This is a genomic window from Nostoc flagelliforme FACHB-838 (genome assembly GCF_014698065.1).
GTDB classification, from domain to species: Bacteria; Cyanobacteriota; Cyanobacteriia; order Cyanobacteriales; family Nostocaceae; genus Nostoc; species Nostoc flagelliforme_B.
The window spans coordinates 1-4140 of sequence record NZ_JACJSI010000467.1 but is presented as its reverse complement, the minus strand read 5'-3'; the positions used below and the strand labels follow the sequence as shown (position 1 = coordinate 4140).

Below are 4140 nucleotides of genomic sequence, written 5' to 3'. Positions count from 1 at the left end.
ATAAGACCTGATATCTACCAATTGGTCAAGCCATTTTGGTAAGTATTGTCATCACCTAGTAAAGGAATTAAAGTGAAACAAATAACTAGACGAGAAGCCCTGAAGCTAGGAGCGCTTGTAGGCGGTTCATTGTTGCTTCCTATAGGTTTTCAGTATCGTTCCCAAGCAGGTACTGCTGGCAGCCCTCAGCCAACCCCTTTTTCCGTCAAACTTCCCATCCCGCCAGTACTTAACCCAGTACGGAGTGATACGACCACAGATTACTACGAGATTACGATGAAGAAAGGTCGGGTTAATATTCTGCCTGGGCTAACAACCGAGGTTTGGGGGTATAACGGAATCAGTCCAGGCCCCACAATAAAGCAACGTCTTGGGCGACAATCAGTTGTCCGCTTTATCAATAATAGTGTGGGCGTAGCAACATCAGTCCACCTACATGGCATGGCATCGCAACCGCAATATGATGGCTACGCTGAAGATTTGACTGCACCAGGTTATTACAAAGATTACGTCTATCCAAACAACCGCGCTGCCACAATTTGGTATCACGACCACGCAATCCATAATACTGCACGTAATGTCTATATGGGTTTGGCAGGTATGTACATTGTTCAAGATGCGGTTGAGCTTGGCCTACCCTTACCCAAAGATCAGTATGATGTACCACTGATTATCCAGGATAAGCAGTTTACTACTAATGGTCGATTGGTCTTTGATGACCAAGGCGAGAAAAGCCAATTTGGTGATGTGATTCTGGTTAACGGTGCGCCGTGGCCGAGGATGGAGGTAGCTGCTCGCAAGTACCGTTTCCGAGTCTTGAATGGTTCGATTTCGCGGTCTTACAAGCTTGCCCTGAGTAATGGTAGTGATTTTACTATGATTGGCACTGATGCTGGATTAATGAGCGCGCCAGTTAGGGTAAAGAATTTTCGGTTGGGGATGGCAGAACGCTACGAATTCATTATCGACTTTTCCAAGTACGCCATCGGTACTCGGATAGTGCTGCAAAATCTTGGACTTCCTAACAACGATGATTACGATGGTACAGAGCAAATTATGCGCTTTGATGTTGTCGCTGCCGCAACTGATGACAGTTCTATCCCTTCTACACTGCGTACAGTTGAATCTATCCCAGAGTCTGCGGCTGTGCGAACCAGAGAATTCAGATATGAGCGAACTAATGGTCTGTGGGTTATCAATGGCAAAATCTGGGAGAATGACCGAATTGATGCTAATCCTAAAGTAGGTGATGTAGAGATTTGGAGATTGTATAACAACGCAGGTGGTTGGTTTCATCCTATCCATCTTCACCTAGTTGATTGCCAAATCCTTGACCGTAATGGGAAACCACCTTTCCCTTATGAGCGTGGTCTTAAGGATGTTTTCTATGTTGGTGAAAATGAGTCAGTACGAGTAATTGGTAGGTATGGCCCGAATACTGGTAAGTATATGTCACACTGCCACAATACGGTTCACGAAGACCATGACATGATGAATCAGTTTGAAGTGGGACAGGGCGGAATCTCACCTTTTGCAGTTTCATCAAAACCACTTCCAGCACCGCCTCTATAGATAGTAAGAGTCAGGCAATAGGTTATTGATACTCCCTCTTTACACCTATCGATAGAGGCTAGTTGTGATAGGAAAGGGTATGGGGACTTTCACAGATGAGAGCATTGTTCAGTGTAGTTTTAAATATCACAGGATAAAAGCAATCTATGTTCAAGAAGTTTATTGGAGTATTATTAGGAGCCGCTTTAGTACTGCCTTTCCATCTCCCAGTACAAGCAGATGACACCGACTATCCACCACCGCTTCAGAACTATCTCAACCAATTAGCTATGGAGTCTGATTGGTTTCGAGAAGGTCTAGGAAAGAAGCGTTATCATTTTCTCTCTTACGCTCCTACGGGTAGGCTCATAGCTATATCTAATAAAACTTGCACTAATTTGAAATTAGGGCAACCATACGAAACTATCAAAGCAAGTGTGGAAGCTGATAGCAATTCCATATTTCCAACAAGTGTAATTAATAAGTTAGGTACAAGTGGCATTAGTCGATTTGCTGATGTGGCAATTAAATCAGCAGTTATTAATAACTGCTCTGAATTTAGGAGCAGTTTACCTCAGTTGAATTATGTTTTACCACAAGATTAAACCACAGCAGTTTTTTACTCAACCAAGTCATCAAATCATAAATTAAAACTATGCGCCGTCTTTTAAAAGCGATCGCCATTTGGGGGCTAGCAACCCTAATGGGTGGTTTAATTCTCAGTGTTCAGATAATACCTGCGATCGCTCAACATCATCACTCTTCGCCTAATCATTCTTCTCCAGCAAGTACAACCACTAAACCCTCTATAACTCCAGCACCCTCGCCCCAGCCCAGTAAGGTGGAAGCCTTGGTTAACCAAGGGCTAGAGAAACTAGATAAACAAGACTATGCAGGGGCATTGAAAGATTTTGATCAAGTCATTAAACTCGACAAAGATCACGACAGAGCCTATTTATATCGTGCTGATCTTCGCAGCCAACTTGGAGACTATCAAGGAGCTATTCAAGACTACACCATAGCCAAACAGCAAAATTCCTCTTTCTCTTATATCTACAATCAGCAGGGCAAAGCTTATGAGGCTTTAAGAAATTACCCAAAAGCAATTGAAAATTATACTCAAGCAATTAAGCTTTATCCCGAAGATGGCATTGGCTACGCAAACAGAGGTATTGCCTACTACCAACTTGGACACAATCAACAAGCAATGAAGAATTTCAATAAAGCAATAGCAATCAATCATGGACAAGCTGATGCTTATTTCAATCGGGGAAATCTGCATACTAAGTTAGGCAATAATCAAGCAGCAATTGCAGATTATCAAAAAGCAAGACTACTATATTCCGAACAAGGGAAGCGAGATTCATATTTAAAGACAACATTAGCGATTCAAGAACTTTCCGGCTCTTCAGAGCCTACAACTGTTACAAAATAGGTTGAATTTGGTCAGCGATCATTTAGGCTCATCCTTTGGTTGAAGCCTTTGTTATTACTTGTATTTCTAAAAAGCTAGGATTTACGCAGAGCTATTTCATTCTAAAAAGTTGTTTAAGTATGTCTAATTAAATCCAATACCATTTGCAAAAGTTTTTGTAACAAAATAATTGGCTGTGGGAGACTACATCTATACATTACAGTTTTCTAATAGTCTGCCAACCCAAAAATGCGCTTGTGAGATATGGGGAAAGGGGAAAGGGTACTGGGTTTGGGATTTAAAACCTTTCCCCCCACCCCTTATCCCCTTCAGGGGCCCCACCTTCCCAAAAACCCAGTACCCCGCTTTCGTCACGAAAGCGAACTACTAGTGCTTCGCCACACAAACTTTGCCTGGTGGCAAGCAGAAGGGTACAGGTGAAACAACTTGTACAAATCTCTCCTCTGCTCCCCTGCCGGCCTCCACCCAGCAATTTTGGATTGGCAAACTACTAGCTGCCACTTGGACTCTTTACATACCTGCGTATTATGGTTGGCAGTGTAACGATGCCCCGCCCTACGCTAAGAGCGATTGCCCACAGCCGAATGTCCAGTACTTCACCAAAGTTTACGCCCGTAACCTGGGTGTTCACTTATCACCTGTCAAGCTTTCGGAGCAAAAGTGAGTTTGAGGAACTTGTGTCAGAGATGGAGTTATCAGAGATACAGTTAATTTCCAGTGGTTGCGTTGAGTTCACCCCTTTTCCCTTTGCCAAGATTGTTTGCACCTTGTGTCACATAAGGTTCTTCTGACTTACTGGAGTTAACCATTTTCACCAAGGATGAATTGAGATAACTTTGTGCAGAGATATACAAACTTTCCCAAATTTCTTGATTGCGGCTGATTTTTGTGCCGACTGTATTTCCTGCTGTTTTCTCCGACACCAAATATTTGCGGAAGTAGTTTGCCCACAAGTGTTGGAGAAAATCTTCAGCGAATTCGTTAAATGGCAGAATCCATTTATAATCCTTGTCCAAAAATACCCGATAGGATGCAATTATCGGTAATGCGAGGTCAGTTGGCGCACCAAACCCGAATGAATACTTGCTATCAGGCAATAACGTAGTTTTACGTATATCTATTGATGCTAAATCGTTGCTACCCTTTCTTCTGGG

4 protein-coding genes and 1 pseudogene are annotated in these 4140 nt (G+C 42.8%); 4 read left to right on the top strand and 1 reads right to left on the bottom strand.

Going from position 1 to position 4140, the window contains the following annotated elements; translation table 11 throughout:
- The first annotated feature begins 72 nt into the window (after window positions 1-72).
- The 4 genes from H6G97_RS46730 (at window position 73) to H6G97_RS46715 (ending at window position 3650) form a co-directional block, all read left to right on the top strand.
- Entirely contained in the window at window positions 73-1572 is a 1500-nt protein-coding gene (locus tag H6G97_RS46730; protein WP_190947195.1) for a multicopper oxidase domain-containing protein, read from the top strand.
- Between the two features lie 146 nt (window positions 1573-1718).
- Window positions 1719-2156 (top strand): hypothetical protein, encoded by a 438-nt coding sequence (locus H6G97_RS46725; protein WP_190947194.1) that lies wholly within the window; start codon window positions 1719-1721, stop codon window positions 2154-2156.
- Between the two features lie 50 nt (window positions 2157-2206).
- Entirely contained in the window at window positions 2207-2986 is a 780-nt protein-coding gene (locus tag H6G97_RS46720) for a tetratricopeptide repeat protein (protein WP_190947193.1), read from the top strand.
- Between the two features lie 388 nt (window positions 2987-3374).
- Window positions 3375-3650: a hypothetical protein gene (locus tag H6G97_RS46715; protein WP_190947192.1), complete on the top strand. Its 276-nt coding sequence runs from the start codon at window positions 3375-3377 to the stop codon at window positions 3648-3650.
- A gap of 43 nt (window positions 3651-3693) precedes the next feature.
- Here the strand turns inward: H6G97_RS46715 and H6G97_RS46710 are convergent.
- A pseudogene (locus H6G97_RS46710) lies at window positions 3694-4140 on the bottom strand (AIPR family protein); the annotation flags it as partial.

Coding starts and splice junctions, on each gene's coding strand:
- H6G97_RS46725 (WP_190947194.1), top strand. CDS start 1,719: ATGTTCAAGAAGTTTATTGGAGTATTATTAGGAGCCGCTTTAGTACTG.
- H6G97_RS46720 (WP_190947193.1), top strand. CDS start 2,207: ATGCGCCGTCTTTTAAAAGCGATCGCCATTTGGGGGCTAGCAACCCTA.